Source organism: Flavobacterium sp. T12S277 (assembly GCF_048514875.1).
In the GTDB taxonomy this organism is placed as follows: domain Bacteria; phylum Bacteroidota; class Bacteroidia; order Flavobacteriales; family Flavobacteriaceae; genus Flavobacterium.
Genome location: NZ_JBLYEG010000005.1, coordinates 105385 through 121350 on the forward strand (window position 1 = coordinate 105385; position 15966 = coordinate 121350).

Annotated in this window: 12 protein-coding genes; 1 reads left to right on the plus strand and 11 read right to left on the minus strand. The window is 37.9% G+C overall.

Features of this window, described 5'->3' with window-relative positions; genetic code table 11:
* Positions 1 to 28 precede the first annotated feature (28 nt).
* Entirely contained in the window at positions 29 to 1582 is a 1554-nt protein-coding gene (locus ACN1CN_RS09660) for an aldehyde dehydrogenase family protein (RefSeq protein WP_419135486.1), read from the plus strand.
* A 78-nt stretch (positions 1583 to 1660) separates the two neighbouring features.
* On the opposite strand, the gene ACN1CN_RS09665 is transcribed toward ACN1CN_RS09660, so the two are convergent.
* The 11 genes from ACN1CN_RS09665 to nuoF form a co-directional block, all read right to left on the minus strand.
* Positions 1661 to 4507, minus strand: coding sequence for a T9SS type A sorting domain-containing protein (locus tag ACN1CN_RS09665; RefSeq protein WP_419135487.1), 2847 nt, complete (start codon positions 4505 to 4507; stop codon positions 1661 to 1663).
* Positions 4508 to 5106: 599 nt separating this feature from the next.
* A complete protein-coding gene (locus ACN1CN_RS09670; RefSeq protein WP_017494595.1) occupies positions 5107 to 5880 on the minus strand; it encodes a Bax inhibitor-1/YccA family membrane protein in 774 nt (257 codons plus the stop codon).
* Positions 5881 to 6046: 166 nt separating this feature from the next.
* Entirely contained in the window at positions 6047 to 7438 is a 1392-nt protein-coding gene (locus tag ACN1CN_RS09675) for an NADH-quinone oxidoreductase subunit N (protein WP_419135488.1), read from the minus strand.
* Between the two features lie 68 nt (positions 7439 to 7506).
* Positions 7507 to 8946, minus strand: coding sequence for a complex I subunit 4 family protein (locus ACN1CN_RS09680; RefSeq protein ID WP_419135489.1), 1440 nt, complete (start codon positions 8944 to 8946; stop codon positions 7507 to 7509).
* 10 nt (positions 8947 to 8956) lie between these two features.
* Complete coding sequence (nuoL, locus tag ACN1CN_RS09685) at positions 8957 to 10840, minus strand: NADH-quinone oxidoreductase subunit L (protein WP_419135490.1); 1884 nt, start codon at positions 10838 to 10840, stop codon at positions 8957 to 8959.
* Between the two features lie 6 nt (positions 10841 to 10846).
* Positions 10847 to 11167 carry an NADH-quinone oxidoreductase subunit NuoK gene (gene nuoK, locus ACN1CN_RS09690; RefSeq protein WP_017494599.1) on the minus strand — a complete coding sequence of 107 codons (321 nt, stop codon included), beginning with the start codon at positions 11165 to 11167 and terminating at the stop codon, positions 10847 to 10849.
* Positions 11167 to 11706 (minus strand): NADH-quinone oxidoreductase subunit J, encoded by a 540-nt coding sequence (locus tag ACN1CN_RS09695; protein ID WP_264525965.1) that lies wholly within the window; start codon positions 11704 to 11706, stop codon positions 11167 to 11169. The genes nuoK and ACN1CN_RS09695 overlap by 1 nt, the downstream gene beginning before the upstream one ends.
* Positions 11707 to 12252: a NuoI/complex I 23 kDa subunit family protein gene (locus ACN1CN_RS09700; RefSeq protein WP_173965357.1), complete on the minus strand. Its 546-nt coding sequence runs from the start codon at positions 12250 to 12252 to the stop codon at positions 11707 to 11709.
* Positions 12253 to 12410: 158 nt separating this feature from the next.
* Positions 12411 to 13463: an NADH-quinone oxidoreductase subunit NuoH gene (gene nuoH / locus ACN1CN_RS09705; RefSeq protein WP_264525966.1), complete on the minus strand. Its 1053-nt coding sequence runs from the start codon at positions 13461 to 13463 to the stop codon at positions 12411 to 12413.
* Positions 13464 to 13466: 3 nt separating this feature from the next.
* A complete protein-coding gene (locus tag ACN1CN_RS09710; protein ID WP_173965355.1) occupies positions 13467 to 14498 on the minus strand; it encodes a 2Fe-2S iron-sulfur cluster-binding protein in 1032 nt (343 codons plus the stop codon).
* A gap of 97 nt (positions 14499 to 14595) precedes the next feature.
* The gene (gene nuoF / locus ACN1CN_RS09715; protein WP_072955480.1) at positions 14596 to 15966 is read right to left on the minus strand and encodes an NADH-quinone oxidoreductase subunit NuoF; all 1371 of its coding nucleotides are present in this window, start codon (positions 15964 to 15966) and stop codon (positions 14596 to 14598) included.

The following is a 15966-nucleotide window of genomic DNA, read 5'->3' on the forward strand; positions in this document are numbered from 1 at the left end:
TATAACAATTTTAACAAAAAAAGTTACAATGACAACAATAGCATCACAGTTTGGAATGAATGAGGCTCTGGAAAAATTGGGCATCAAAGCGATCAACGAAGGAACATCTACAGGTTTACAAAACTTTTCTTCGGGAGAAGTTTTAGAGAGCTTTTCACCGGTTGATGGAAAACTAATAGGATCGGTAAAAATGTCGACGCCTCAGGATTATGAAAAAGTAATGCAGGCGGCTACAGAAGCGTTTAAAACTTTTCGTTTAATTCCGGCACCGCAACGTGGAGAAATTGTACGTCAGTTTGGACAAAAGCTTCGTGAAAATAAAGAGGCACTTGGTAAATTGGTTTCTTACGAAATGGGGAAATCGTTGCAGGAGGGTTATGGTGAGGTGCAGGAAATGATTGACATCTGCGATTTTGCAGTTGGATTGTCACGTCAGCTTCACGGTTTAACCATGCATTCTGAAAGACCGGGACATCGTATGTACGAGCAATACCATTCGTTGGGAGTAGTAGGGATTATTTCGGCATTTAACTTTCCTGTAGCGGTCTGGTCGTGGAATACGGCTTTGGCATGGATTTCAGGGGATGTTTGTGTTTGGAAACCTTCTGAAAAAACACCTCTTTGTGGAATTGCCTGTCAGAACATTATCGCTCAGGTGATTAAAGAGAATAATTTACCGGAAGGGATCTCTTGTTTGATCAACGGCGATTATAAAATAGGAGAATTAATGACAGCGGATACCAGAATCCCGTTAGTTTCGGCTACAGGTTCAACCCGAATGGGGAAAATTGTAGCACAGGCGGTTGCAGGACGTTTAGGGAAATCATTGTTAGAGTTAGGAGGAAACAATGCTATTATTGTGACTCCGGATGCCGATATTAAAATGACCGTTATTGGTGCTGTTTTTGGAGCTGTTGGTACAGCCGGACAACGTTGTACTTCAACACGCCGACTAATTATTCACGAAAGTATTTATGATAAAGTAAAAGATGCTTTGGTTGCGGCTTACAAACAATTAAGAATTGGGAACCCGTTGGATGAAAACAATCATGTGGGGCCGCTTATTGATACACACGCGGTGGAGCAGTATGCAAAAGCTTTAAATAAAGTAGTTGCCGAAGGAGGTAAAATCCTGGTAGAAGGCGGAGTGCTTTCAGGTGAAGGTTATGAAAGCGGCTGTTATGTAAAACCTGCAATTGCAGAAGCACAAAATTCATTTGAAATTGTACAGCACGAAACATTTGCTCCGGTCTTGTATCTGATTAAATATTCAGGTGAAGTGGATAACGCTATCGATTTTCAAAATGGAGTTGCACAAGGATTATCATCTGCTATTATGACCAATAATCTTCGTGAAGCAGAAAGATTTTTATCAGTAGTGGGTTCTGATTGCGGTATTGCGAATGTAAACATTGGAACTTCAGGTGCTGAAATTGGAGGCGCTTTTGGTGGAGAAAAAGAAACCGGTGGTGGACGTGAATCAGGATCTGATGCCTGGAAAATTTACATGCGTCGTCAGACCAATACAATCAATTATACGACAAGTTTGCCATTGGCACAGGGAATTAAATTTGATTTGTAATAGTTGTTTTCTGTAAAATGATAAAATGTAAAAGGCTTCCAATTGGGAAGCCTTTTGTTTTTAGAATGGTTTTTTGGGTTATTTTTTAAGAACAGTTTGCGTAAAGGAACCGTCAGCAGTAACGACTTTTAGCAGGTAAGTCCCAGATATGAGAGTACTTAGGTCCATACTTTTAGTTTCTTTTCCGGAGGTTTTTACCAGATTGCCCGAGATGTTATAAAGGAACACTTTCTCTACAGTCTGATTAGATTCTGAGAAGTATAAAACATCAGCAACCGGATTGGGGTATAAAATCACCTTTGAAGCTTTTGGTTCAGCTATCACGTCAGTCGCTTGTGCCATTCGTAATGTAGGTCCGTTGTTGTATTCTGTACTGATGTAAAACAGATTGGCAACAGATCCTTTTGTAATGGTATTGGAACCCGCAGGGATAGATGCGATTACAATTCCGGCCGATTCGGTATAGGAAACATTATTTACTTTAACGGTTCCGGTAAAATTAGAATCAAAAACCAGGGTTAAAGTAGAAGGGTTTGTAGTGGTATAAGCAATTGTAGTGCTTGACTCCATTTTTAAACGTGCCGTGAGCGTGAGTCCGGCATAAGTTACTGATCCATTGGTTGAATTCATATTTCCGGTAATGGTGTAAAATGAACTTGTTTTTCCCGATGTTGTAAAGTTGTGAATTTCATCACTAGTTGGCGTTCCGGTAGTAACCGTAAGCGTTCCTGAACCTGTTGCCGGTGTTCCGGTTCCGGTTGTGGCAATCGAATAAGAAACAGTAGTGGTTGGAGTTCCTGAAATAGTGATGGTTTTGGCAGTGGTATTTTTTACAAAACTAATTCCCGAAGCAGGTAGTCCTGTAACCGTTGCGTCAGTAGCATTTCCTCCCCAGGTAAATACGATAGAGGCAATAGCAGTTCCGCTGGCAACAGTTTGGTTGTTGTTGCTGGTTGAAGTTAAGGTTTGTGCTCCCGCTCCTGAAAGGGTAATGGTTCCTGAGCCTGTAGCAGGAGTTCCGGTTCCGGTTGTGGCAATCGAATAAGAAACAGTAGCGGTTGGAGTTCCGGTAATAGTGATGGTTTTAGCAGTAGTGTTTTTTACAAAACTGATTCCTGAAGCAGGCAATCCTGTAACCGTTGCGTCAGTGGCATTTCCTCCCCAGGTAAATACGATAGAGGCAATAGCAGTACCGCTGCTTACCGTTTGATTGTTATTGGCGGTTGAGGTTAGGGTTTGAGTACTTGCAGGCGGATTGCCTTCTCCCTGAATCGCAACCAAAGCTCCTGTATAATTGGTAAGTGCCGACTTCAATGCTGTGATTACAAGTGAAGAGGTATCGTCTATGCTGTTGTCGAAAGTCCATTTTAAATCACCTCCCGAAACACGTCCTGCGTATTGAGTGACCTTTGTTTTGGCTGTTGCCGGCTGTTCTATGGTTAGATTTTTGACATATAGTGCAGCATCTGTATCAAAGTTGTTGTAGGTATTGGCTCCCGATTTGGATTTAACCGAACTGCTTACCGTTTCCCCTCTTGTAGCCGCAACATAAGCATCAAAATCTGTCGTTGAGCTAATTTTTCCGGCAATATTGTATAACGGATTAGGGTCGTTGTAAGCGACAAAACGCATATTATTAGTTCCGTTTGAAGCGTCAAAAGTATTGTTGAAGGCTTTTATAGATCCTCCGGCTTCCCCTGAGAAAGTTCCCATAGTTCCGGCATTGTTTACCTGATTGGCTTCGTCCCAGATATCAGTACCCTGCAAAGAAGTCAGCATGGGATGTTTGCTGTTGCGGAAATAATTTCCTTCCACAAATAAGGAAGAGCCTAAGGTAGAACCCGAACCGTATTTGGATACACCATCAAAATAGTTGTTGTAGATGTGTGCCGAATAATAACGAACGCGAGGATGACGTGAATCAGAATGATCAAACCAGTTGTGGTGATAAGTGATATACAATCCGCTGGTAGTGCCTTCGCTTAAACCTAGAAGACTTGCTTTTCCGTTGTCCCAAAAATGATTGTACGATAGCGTGATGTAGGTCGAGGTTTTATTGTCGAGAGCTCCGTCTCCTTTGATCTGATCGGCGTCGCTTCCTGCATTTCCGTAGAACAAATCACAGTTGTGTACCCAAACGTGATCATTGTCCTGTTGCATGCCAACATTGTCGCCGGCAGTGCTGTTGCAGTTCATAAAACCAAGATTGCTTACCTCTATGTTGGATGCCGATTTGAGACGTACGCCCCAGCCATTGGCTACAGCATCATTTCCGATTCCTTCGAGTGTTACATAACTTGCCGCATTGTTGGCATTTTCGATAACAACATCTCCGCCTTCCATAACCGTCAGGTCAGTGATATTTCCAATTAAACGAATGATAAACGGACGCGTATCTTTTCCTTTTTTGATCGCATACAGTATGTTTTGCAAGCCAACGCAAGGATTTGCACTGGCACCGGTGATGTTCATCGAAATGGTGTTTTTGGTGTTTTGGGTAATATATAGAATAACAGCATTGTCTTTTGGCGTTCCATCTGCTTTGTAACCTCCGGGAACACGACCGCCTTCAAAAGCAAATCCATTGCGATCCTGTGCGGCAACGGTTAAGGTACCAGTTACTGAACCTGTTCCTTCTGCACCCGAAATAACCGGTTTTACTTTAACGGTATACGATCCGGCTTTAAGTCCGGGGATGTCTGCGCGAAAATAACTTCCGTAACTTCTGATCAGTTGGTCGTCGATTTTTTGATCGGTAATGCCGTTACCGGAGTAGTAAACATTGTAGGTTTGTGCATTGCTTACAGGCTGCCATTTAACAAATGCCGACTCGAGCCAGCCTGAAGATTCTGTAATCTGAACTTGTTGTGCCCATAGGGGAATGGTGAGCAGTAAAAGCATCAGAATAAGTAGGTTTCTTTTCATAATTGTGGTTTTTCGGTTAATAAAGTTTTTTGTGTTATTGAATCAATAAGTTTCTTGTAATCGATTACACAAAAATATATTTATTTTTTGATATGTGTAAAATATTTGCTATAAAATAATATAAGTACTAAAAATTTATGCTTTTGAATATGAATTATGTAATAAATTGCATTTAATGCAATTTATTACATAATTTGAAAAAGCCTCGCCGATGTTCATTTTTAATGTAATTTGGAGTACTGTTTGGGAAATAAAATCGATGCAAAAAGGATAAAATAGTGAGTTTTCGGCAATTTTAGCAACAGCATTTTATAGTAAGAAAAAAGTTATATTTTAAAGCTAAAAATGATCCCTTTTATACGCTAGTTGTATTTTTTAGATTAAAAAAGGAATCGTTTTTGAGTAAAAAAAGAGAAGTACAGACTTCTGCAGCAGCAGACATTTTAACTTTGGGTGCAGAAAAATAATGGGTAATTGGAATGAAAAGTAAGGGGAGTGGTTTGAGTATTTCTTACTTAGAGAATGTTTGACAAGGGGGTATAAAAAAAGCCTTTTGAATGTTCAAAAGGCTTTGATTTATGGTAAGTAAAGAAAAGAAATTAATCTTTGCTTGATAATTTTGATAATAAACGTAAGAATTCGATGTACAACCAAACCAGGGTAATGATTAATCCCATTGCGCCATACCATTCCATGAATTTTGGCATTCTTTGCTGTACTCCTTTTTCGATCTGATCAAAATCAAGGAATAAGTTTAATGCAGCAATAATAATTACAAAAACACTAATTCCAATACTCATCATTGAGTTTCCGTAATGAACCGGAGTCCAGCTTGTGAATAAAGAAACCAGCCATGAAATTAAATAATAAGTTGCAATGGCTAATGTTGCCGCAACCACTACTGACTTAAATTGCTCGGTAACTTTTACAATTCTAAATTTATACAAACCAAGGCATACTAAAAAAGTAACCAAAGTTGCTCCAACGGCATTAATTACAATTCCGGGATATTTGGCTTCAAAAATGGCTGAAATTCCTCCTATAAATAATCCTTCAAATAAAGCATAACCAGGAGCTAAGTAAGGAGAAGCTTGTGGTTTAAAGGCTGAAATTACAACTAAAATTAGTCCAATGATAGCACCTCCGATAGCAGGCAGCATCACATTCATTCCATTAAATGCCATCCACCAGGTTACCATGGCCGATCCGCATAAAATTAAAAACAAGATAGCTGTTTTGTTAATCGTACCAGACAAAGTCATTTCCTGATTGTAATCAATGATTTGTGCCTGGTGTACTTCTTCAGCTTTTGAAACAGCATTAGAGGAGAAACGCTTGTTGCTTAAAAATGGATTTTTTGAATTAAAGTTCATAATGTAATTGGTTTTAAAAACTCATCAAATATAATCGATATTTTTTGATACGCCTTTAATACTATGGAATTTTTAACAATTCGGGGGGATTGTTTTGAGGCGTTATTCTTCTAAATAAAAAAGCCGTCAATGAAAATTGACGGCTCGTATAGTTGTTTTTAATTTCTTATTTTAAAAGGTCTAAAACTAAAGAAGGGAATAAACCTAAAGCAATGTTTAAAGCAATTGAAATCACGGCAACCGCATAAATAAGGAAAGGTTTTCCTGTACGCTCCTGATTAGGTTCTTTAGAGTACATCGCCAGGATTAGTTTGAAATAATAGCCAACACTAATAATGGAGTTGATAACCGCCACAATCACTAAAGCAATGTATCCTGCCTGAATGGTTTGGTTGAATAAAAATAACTTAGCAAAGAAACCCGAGAAAATAGGAATACCGGCCATAGACAACAAAGATCCTGTAAGGATTGCTGCCAATAGCGGATTTGTTTTTCCTAAACCGTGAAAGTTCGTGATATCTTCGTTATCCTGATTTTTACATACGTATAAAACAACACTGAATGCTGCGATTCCGGCCAATGCATAAGCAGCAGTATAGTACAATAAAACACCTGCTGAGGTTGCAATCGTTAGCAAAGTCATCAACATAAAACCGGCATGTGAAATTCCTGAGAATGCCAACATACGTTTTACGTTTACCTGACGTAATGCCATTATATTTCCAACAGTCATAGAAGCAATTGAAATGATCACTACAATCGTTTCAAAAGTCCCTAAAAGATCCTGGTTGTCTAAAGACGGAACTAAGTTTAAGGCATAAACTAATTTGTAAAGTGTTGCGATGGCTACTACTTTTGCCAAAGTACTCATCAAAGCAGTAGTTAATGCCGGAGAACCTTCGTAAACATCCGGAGCCCAGAAATGAAATGGAACTGCTGCTACTTTAAACAACATACCGATAATCATCAAAATCATTCCGATTGGAAACCAGATTGGCAATTCGGCAGATAAAGATACTTCATGTATTTCAGCGACGTCAAAAGTTCCCATTGCTCCATATATCAAACAAATTCCGAACAAAATGATTCCTGATGCGAAAGATCCCATTAGGAAATATTTCATACCCGCCTCGTTACTTTTTAGATTCAAACGATCGCTTGCTGCTAAAACATAAAGGGCAATGGACAGGATTTCAATTCCTAAGAAAAACATAGCTAAGTTTCCAAAAGAAACCATTGCTACTCCACCAGCTAATAAAAATACTTTGATCGCAACAAAATCGGAGATTTTGGTTGGATGATTTTCGTAAAAATTATGACTTAATGCTACCAGGAAAATAGTCAGCACAATAAACAACGATGAAAAGGTAACAGAGAATTTAGTCACTGTAATCATGTTGTTATAGTAACTTGCTGTTGATCCGAATTCGTAAAAGTTAAGCGCCAAAACACCTAGTAAACCAACGATGGTAATAGGAACAATGGCCTTTCTTAAATTAAGAATTTCAAACAATAGGCAGAAAATACCCAATCCTGTTATAGCTATTAATGTATTCATTTTTGTTTTTTTGATTTAGGAAATCTAAAACTAATGACGCCCTAATTTATTTTTATTTAAAATATTTTTTAATTTTTATTGATAACGTTCAGAATCGTTTCTAAACTTGGTGTAATCAAATCTGTAATTGGTTTTGGATAGAATCCGAAGAAAATTAAAACGGCAATAATTGCAACTAATGAAATTCCTTCATTAACAGACACGTCTGCAAATGTTTTCGAATTGGTTTCTCCCAACATTACATTTTGAAACATTTTAAGCATATAATAAGCTCCTAAAATAATAGTGGTTCCGCCTAAAACAGCAAACCAGATATTAATTTGAGAAAGACTATACAAAACAGTAAATTCTCCAACAAAGTTAAAAGTACTTGGTAGAGCTACAGAAGCCAGTACCAAAATTAAAAACATAGAAGTGAATTTTGGAGATTGTGTACGGATACCTCCTAATTTTGAAATTTCTCTGGTTTCATATCTTCTGAAGATAATTTCAGCAGCATAAAACAAACCTACTACCACAAAACCGTGAGCGATCATTTGCAATACAGCTCCACGTAAACCATCAATCGTTAAGGTGTAAGTTCCTGCCGCAATTAAACCAACGTGCGCCAAAGACGAATAAGCCAATAATTTCTTCAAATCTTTTTGTCTTAAAGCTACAATTGATCCGTAAATCACACCCGCAATTCCAAGCGCGATAAAGATGTTCATGTATTCTTTTGCAGCCAATGGTGCAAGTGGCAATTGCCAACGAATCACACTGTACAATCCCATTTTTAACATGATACCTGATAAAAGCATCGTTCCAACAGTTGGTGCTTTTTGGTACACATTTGCCTGCCAGGTGTGGAAGGGGATGATTGGGATTTTAATAGCATAAGCCAGGAAGAAAGCTAAGAATATCCACAATTGCTCGCAAGCAGATAAATTTAATTTGTATAAATCTTCGATTAAGAAACTACCTGCTTTCTGGTACAAATAGATGAAAGCTACTAACATGAACAAGGAACCTGCCAGTGTGTAGATAAAGAATTTAACTACTGCTTTTCTGCGCTCTTCGGCATCACCATTACCCCAGATTAGGGCAATGAAGTAAATAGGAATAAGAGCTAACTCCCAGAAAATATAGTATAAAAGACCGTCTGCTGCCAGGAAAGTTCCTGTCATAGCAAATGCCATAAATAAAATTAACGCGTAAAATGCTTTTGAATTTTTGTATTCATTTCCAAAAGAAGAGAATATGATGATTGGCGTTAGCGCTACAGTCAATAAAAGCATGGCCATACCCAAACCATCTGCATTTAGAGCAAATGAAATTTTAGGCTGTGTAATCCACGTATTGATCAGGCTGATATTTTCGCCGGCACTAAAATGATTTAATAAAACAATTGAACAACCTAAAGCCGCCAAACTAAAGAACAAAGCTACTTTTGATGCTAGTTTGTCACCAACAAAATAAGTGGCAAATGCACCAATTAGAAGAATAATTAATATAAGAGAAACGTTCATAGTTGTAAAATTATTTAGCTAAAAATATATAGGAAACAATGGCACAAAGCCCTAAAACAAATGCAAAAAGATATAATCCGATACTTCCGTTTTGTAATTTTTTACCTTGAAAAGCCAGTTCATTGGCTACTTTTCCTAATCCAAAAACCAGAGCAGACAAACCTGTTTCGATATAGTCTCTGAAAAATCTTGATAATCCGTTGATAGAGCGAACGAAAATAGCATCGTAAGCTTCGTCTACATAATATTTATTGTATAACACTTTGGTCAGACCACTAATGTTTTCATCCGCTTCCGGAACATTATCCTGTTTGAAGTATTTCACATAAGCAATTAAAATACCCAGTAATCCGCCTAAAACGGCAACACCCATTAAAGTGTATTCTGTTGTACCTAAATGGTGCTCTTCGCCTGCCACTTTCGTGAAAAGAGGAGCTAAATAACCATTCAGCCAGCTGTTTCCTGGTAAACTGATCAATCCGCCAAAAGTAGCCAGAATTGCTAAAATTACTAATGGGAAAGTAATCAATCCGTCACTTTCGTGTAAGTGGTGTTTTTGCTCTTCGGTTCCTCTGAAATCTTTGAAGAAAGTAAGGAACATCAATCTAAACATATAAAATGCCGTCATGATCGAAGCAACAGATCCTACTACATAAAGTGGAATATTGTGATGGAATGCCGTTAATAAAATTTCGTCTTTTGAGAAGAAACCAGAGAAAAACGGAACACCTGAAATGGCTAATGATGAAATTAACATTGTCCAGAAAGTGATTGGCATCGCTTTACGCAAACCACCCATTTTACGCATATCCTGCTCTCCGTGTAAACCGTGAATTACAGATCCTGAACCTAAGAACAGACAGGCTTTGAAGAAAGCATGAGTAATTACGTGAAAAACGGCTACTTCGTAAGCACCAAATCCTAAGGCTAAAAACATTAATCCTAACTGAGAAACAGTAGAGTAGGCCAATACTTTTTTAATATCCGTCTGAACCAGACCAATTGTTGCCGCAACTAATGAAGTAATGGCACCAATAACCGCAATAACCGACTGAACGTCCGGAGCTAAATCAAATACAAAGTTCAAACGGGTAATCATAAAGATACCGGCTGTAACCATTGTTGCAGCGTGAATTAATGCCGAAACCGGAGTTGGTCCTGCCATCGCATCAGGCAACCAGGTGTATAATGGAATTTGTGCTGATTTACCACAAGCTCCGATAAACAAACATAAAGCCGCTAGTGAAAGCAACGGGATGTTTAAGTTTGCTGCTCCTGCGATTGCTGTTTTTAAAGTAGCATAATCTAAAGTAGAGAACATTGAACCTAGTATGAACATTCCGATTAATAAACCTAAATCTCCAATTCTGTTCATGATGAAAGCTTTTTTCGCAGCATCATTGTAATCCTGGTTTTTGTGCCAGAATCCAATTAATAAGTACGAACAAAGTCCAACACCTTCCCAACCGATAAATAAAACTAACAAGTTACTTCCAATTACAAGGGTAATCATGAAGAATACGAACAGATTCAAATAAGCAAAAAACTTGTGCATATTCTCATCGTCGTGCATGTAGCTGATAGAGTATAAGTGAATCAATGATCCGATACCGGTTACAAAAAGCAACCATAATAAAGACAATTGATCTAATAAAAATCCAAGATTGATCTTTAAATTACTAATTTGAATCCAGTCAAATAAAGTAACCTGAAGGGCTTGTTTGGTTTGGCTGATTTGACTGAAGAAGAAAAGTGTAACAGCAAAAGAAACGACTACAGCAGCAGTTCCGATGATTCCTGAAACCGTTTTTCCTAAGCTCTTGCCAAAGAAAACATTGATTAAAAATCCTAAAAAAGGAGATAAAACTAAAAGTAAAGCTAAATTGGTATCCATTTTTATTTATCCTTTTAAATTTTTTAAATTATCGATACTAATCGAACCTAAATTTCTAAAGATCGAAACTAAAATAGCCAATCCAACTGCAACTTCGGCTGCAGCAACTGCCATCGAAAAGAATACAAAGACTTGTCCCTGTGCATCTTGATGGTAAGTTGAAAAAGCAACAAATAAAAGGTTAACAGCATTCAACATGATTTCGATAGACATGAAAACGATAATAGCATTTCGTCTGTACAATACACCAAAAATACCAATACAGAAAAGTACAACACTCAAAAAGATGTAGTTTTCAATACCTATTTGATTTAATATATTACCCATTATTTATTTAATTTTTCTTTTTTAGACAATAATACAGTTCCAATCATGGCTACTAAAAGCAAGATCGAAGCAAATTCGAACGGAACCATATATTCGTTCAGTAATATTTTACCCAATACTTTAATCGATTGGAAATCTTCACCGGTTGAATCGTATTCGCCAACAATTGGCTTAGAGTTGATGAAAATGGCAATCAGTACAATACAAATCAAACAGAAAGAAACAATGGCACCCAAACGTGTAATTCTCGGACGGTGCACTTCTTTTTGTTCGTTCAGATTCATCAACATGATCGTAAACAGGAATAAAATCATAATCGCTCCCGAGTAGACTATAAGGTGTACGATAGCCAGAAATTGAGAGTTTAATAGTAAATAATGACCGGCAATAGAGAAAAAACAAATCACTAAATAAATAGCACTATGAATTGGGTTTCTGCTAAAAATAGTCAGGAAAGCGGTAATCACGGTAATAAACGCTAAGAAACAAAATATAATTTGTACAGTTGTTGCGTGTGCAAAATCGGGAATATGTATCATTTAGTTAGCATTATTAAGTTGAGCATTTTTGATGGCCACATCAAGAGGCATCACTAATCTGTCTTTTCCAAAAATGAAATCTTCTCTTTCATAGCTTGAAGGGACCAAAACTTTTGAAGTCGTTAGGTAAATTGCATCTTTCGGACAGGCTTCTTCACATAAACCACAGAAAATACAACGTAACATATTGATTTCATAGATCGAAGCATACTTTTCCTCTCTGTACAAGTGTTTCTCGTCTGCTTTACGCTCAGCGGCTTTCATAGTGATCGCTTCAGCAGGGCAGGACAAAGCACATAATCCACAGGCGGTACAGTTTTCACGACCTTGCTCATCACGTTTCAATTGATGCTGACCACGATAAACCGGACTCATTTCACGCACTTGCTCAGGATAGTGAATCGTCACTTTTTTTCTGAATAAGTGTTTAAGAGTGATAAACAATCCTTTTACAATCGCCACAAGATACAATCGCTCCCAAAAAGTCATCTCTTTGTGAGAGACCATCTTTTTTCTACCCGATAATGATATAGTTTCTATTGACATTTTTTAATGTATGATTTACGATTCACAATTTGTATTAAACAAATCAAATCTGTTTTATTTTTATTTTGAAGCTAATCCTGCTATCCGCTGTATCTTTTGTGTCCGCCGCGGCGGACATAAAAGGATGCCGCTTCTATCAGGGCTAGGCATTACGGTTCTTAGAATCCTAAAGCTGCTGCAATATCGTGTCTTAAAATAACAGCTCCGGTAATCATGATATTAATGATCGAAAGCGGAATTAAAATTCTCCAGCCTAAATTCATTAATTGATCGTATCTGAATCTTGGAATGGTCCAACGTACCCACATATAGAAAAATATGAAGAAACAGATTTTAACAAACAAGACTACGATACCTAAAATATTACCCACATTTACGCCTACATTTTCTACCATCCAGCTCATTCCAGGATAATTGTATCCTCCAAAGAATAATACCGAAATAATAGTGGCAGAGATAAACATACTTGCGTATTCAGCAAATAAATAGAATCCCATTTTCATAGAGGAGTATTCCGTATGGTAACCTCCAATTAATTCGTTTTCACATTCTGCTAAGTCAAAAGGAGTTCTGTTGGTTTCTGCAAACGAACAGATTAAGAAGATAAGGAAAGACAATGGCTGGTAAAAAACATTCCAGTTCATTCCTTCTTGTTGTAATGAAATTTCTTTTAAACTTAATGTTCCGGTCATCATCAACAAAGCAATCATCGATAATCCCATGGCAACTTCATAAGAAACCATTTGCGAAGCTGCACGAACAGCTCCCATCAGCGAGAATTTATTGTTAGAAGCCCATCCACCAATCATGATACCATAAACCCCTACAGAAAGTACTCCGAAGATGTATAAGATCCCAATGTTAATATCAGTTGCCTGTAAATAAACGTCACGGCCAAAAACATGCAGTTTATCTCCCCACGGAATAACAGCACTAGTCATTAAAGCCGTACTCATGGCAATTGCAGGTCCTACAACAAATAAAAATTTATTAGGTGTATTTGGGAAAAATTCTTCTTTCGAGAACAATTTCATACCATCGGCTAGAGGTTGTAATAATCCTCCCCATCCGGCACGGTTTGGTCCTACACGGTCTTGCAGAAAAGCTGCAACTTTACGCTCAGCCCAGGTAGAATACATTGCCATAATCATAGTTATCGCAAAAACGACAACAATAACGACACTTTTTTCTATAATAAATGCACTTTCCATTTCTTAAGATTTTTTATCATTAGTAATTAATGGAATTGCAGCCATACTAATTTTTTTACGATCAATATCTCTACCTAAAAGGATATTCTTTTCTGTATCAATTTCAACTTTCTCTAATTTTTGAGTGTAGTTGTTTTGGTTGATTACAGAGTCTTTTTCAAATTCTCTTGGTCCTTCAATTACCCAGTCGCTAACATTTTTATGGTCAAAACGGCAGCTGTTGCAAATGAATTCTTCCACTTCATGATACTCGTCTTTACGACCTGTTACACGCTGAATTTCTCCTCCAAACATCCATACGGTTGTTTTTCCACAACAGCCCGGAGTAGTACATTCTCTGTGAGCGTTGAAAGGTTTGTTGAACCATACTCTCGATTTAAAACGGAAAGTTTTATCGGTTAAAGCTCCAACCGGACAAACGTCGATCATGTTACCTGAGAACTCGTTGTCGATTGCTTTAGAAATTCCGGTTGAAATATTAGCGTGGTCACCACGATCTAATACTCCGTGAACTCTGTTGTCTGTCAATTGATCGGCAACTTGCACGCATCTTTGACATAAGATACAACGGTTCATATGCAGTTGAATATTTGGACCGATATCTTCCGGTTCAAATGTTCTTTTTTCTTCAATAAAACGTGATTTTGGGTTTCCGTGCTCAAAACTTAAGTTTTGAAGATCACATTCTCCGGCCTGATCACAAATAGGACAATCTAACGGGTGATTGATCAATAAAAATTCGGTTACAGATTTACGGGCTTCTGTTACACGATCAGAAGATTTGCTGTTCACTTCCATTCCGTCCATACATCCTGTTACACAAGATGCCATTAATTTTGGCATTGGTCTTGGGTCAGCTTCACTTCCTTTGGAAACTTCCACTAAACAACAACGACATTTACCGCCGCTGCCTTTTAATTTTGAGTAATAGCACATGGCTGGCGGAACTAAATCTCCTCCAATCATACGTGCAGCCTGCAGAATTGTTGTTCCTGGCTCTACGTCTATACTTTGACCGTCTATGGTTACTTTCATCTCTTAATTTTGTTTTTTTAGTTTCAGGTTTAAAGTTTCAGGCTGTTGAACATGAAACTAAAAAAACGTGAAACTTGAAACTATTTTTAACTTATAACTATACGATTACTTTACCGCCTACTAAATGTTTTACTTGCGAAAAAGGTTCAGCTACAAAGTGATCTCTGTTTTTTATTTTTTCAGGAAAACGAACGTGATATTCAAACTCATCTCTAAAGTGACGAATCGCTGCGGCTACTGGCCACGAAGCTGCGTCACCAAGCGGGCAAATTGTGTTTCCTTCGATTTTACTCTGGATGCTCCATAATAATTCGATATCCTCTTCACGGCCCTGACCGTTTTCAATTCTCCATAAGATTTTTTCCAACCATCCTGTTCCTTCACGGCAAGGCGTACATTGTCCGCAAGATTCATGGTGGTAAAAACGGGCAAAATTCCAGGTGTTTCTAACCACACAGGCAGTGTCGTTGTAAACAATAAATCCTCCTGAACCTAACATCGATCCGGTAGCAAAACCACCATCACTTAAAGATTCGTAAGTCATTAATCGGTCTTCGCCATTTGCTGTTTTAAAAATTAACTCAGCAGGTAAAATAGGCACTGAAGATCCTCCCGGTACAAACGCTTTTAAAGGTCTGCTGGAAGACATTCCGCCTAAGTATTCATCAGAATTCATAAATTCGTCAACACTTAAACCCAATTCAATTTCGTAAACTCCCGGATTTTTAATGTGTCCTGAAGCCGAGATTAATTTAGTTCCTGTCGAACGGCCAATTCCGATTTTGGCATAATCGTCACCAGAATTGTTTACGATCCATGGCACAGTAGCGATAGTTTCTACGTTGTTTACCACTGTTGGATTTGCCCAAAGTCCTGAAACCGCCGGGAAAGGTGGTTTGATACGAGGGTTTCCTCTTTTACCTTCCAGAGATTCGATAAGCGCAGTTTCTTCTCCGCAAATATAAGCTCCGGCTCCACAGTGAACGTGTAATTCTAAATCGTAACCTGTACCTAATATATTTTTTCCTAACCAACCAGCAGCTTTAGCTTCGGCGATTGCTCTTTCTAATATTTTGAAAACCCACATATATTCTCCACGAATGTAGATATATGACAGGTTAGCGCCTAAGGCATAACTTGAGGTAATCATTCCTTCGATCAATAGGTGAGGAATAAATTCCATCAAATAACGATCTTTGAAAGTTCCCGGCTCAGACTCGTCGGCGTTACAAACTAAATGTCTTGGTTTTCCTGATTTTTTATCAATAAAACTCCATTTCATTCCGGCAGGGAAACCTGCACCACCACGGCCACGTAGTCCTGATTTTTTTACTTCTTCGGTAACTTCATCCGGAGTAAGTGTTTTTAAAGCTTTTTCTACAGAGGCATATCCACCATTTTGGCGGTATACTTCGTAGGTTTTAATACCAGGAATGTTGATTTTATCTAATAATATTTTCTGTGACAT